We start from the raw sequence: 1,025 nt of genomic DNA, 5'->3' as shown, positions 1-1,025 counted from the left end.
TATAAATAGGCTCTCGCATCTGTTTCGATAAAATACGGCGCGGTACCGACAATACCTGCCATAAGGGCAGCGTTATCATTCTCAGTATCGTAAGCGACACCAGCTTCACCATTCCAGAAAATGCTCAGTGGTTTCCAATAAGCAAGAGAGCTTAAGCTATCTATTTCTTTATCATCTTTAGTCTGAGCACTACCTTCCGTGCGTAGCCTGATACGATTGCTATCAGTACCGTACCAACCCGTCGCCTCGAAGTTGATTTGATCTTCATCAAACTGATAGCCCAAGTCGTCTACTGATACTCCCCATAATGGCATGCTGCCCATCATCATTGGCTTACCATACTGCCCGTAGGGAACCCCGTTTGAATAGTCTGGACTGCGAGCATCGGCTGGTGGCTGCCCACCTTGCATCCCTGACATATCCATGCCACTGTGATCCATACCAGACATATCCATGCCGCTATGATCCATACCAGACATATCGCCTGACATATCCATGCCACTATGATCCATACCAGACATATCGCCTGACATATCCATACCGCTATGATCCATACCAGACATATCCATATCTGACATATCCATGCCACTATGATCCATATCAGACATGTCGCCCGACATATTCATACCGCTATGATCCATATCAGACATATCGCCTGACATATCCATACCGCTGTGGTCCATATTCGACATATCGCCCGACATATCCATGCCGCTATGATCCATATCAGACATATCACCTGACATATCCATGCCACTGTGATCCATACCAGACATATCGCCTGACATGTCCATACCGCTGTGATCCATGCCAGACATATCAGCAGCCGTTGCAAACGATGATGTGAGCAAGACTAGCGATGACAAACCAATGAATGGCAGATTTTTCTTAGATATTTTCATAATAAGCCTCATATTCGAAGGTTTGTTAAACGACGGCAACTTCTCGGAACATACCGGCTTCCATGTGATAAAGCAGATGGCAATGCCACGCCCATCGTCCAACTTCACCCGTCACATCGAAGC

The 1,025-nt window shown here is 46.4% G+C and carries 2 protein-coding genes; both read right to left on the bottom strand.

Features of this window, described 5'->3' with window-relative positions:
- On the bottom strand, window positions 1-902 hold a 902-nt coding region (locus IOD06_RS13425; RefSeq protein WP_194621262.1), incomplete at its 3' end, for a copper resistance protein B.
- Between the two features lie 25 nt (window positions 903-927).
- Window positions 928-1,017 carry a multicopper oxidase domain-containing protein gene (locus IOD06_RS13420; protein ID WP_320157442.1) on the bottom strand — a complete coding sequence of 30 codons (90 nt, stop codon included), beginning with the start codon at window positions 1,015-1,017 and terminating at the stop codon, window positions 928-930.
- Between the last annotated feature and the right edge of the window lie 8 nt (window positions 1,018-1,025).

Source organism: Psychrobacter sp. N25K4-3-2 (assembly GCF_015351755.1).
Lineage (GTDB): Bacteria > Pseudomonadota > Gammaproteobacteria > Pseudomonadales > Moraxellaceae > Psychrobacter > Psychrobacter glaciei.
Note: the sequence above shows the minus strand (reverse complement) of the source record. Positions and strands in the feature narration are given on the sequence as shown.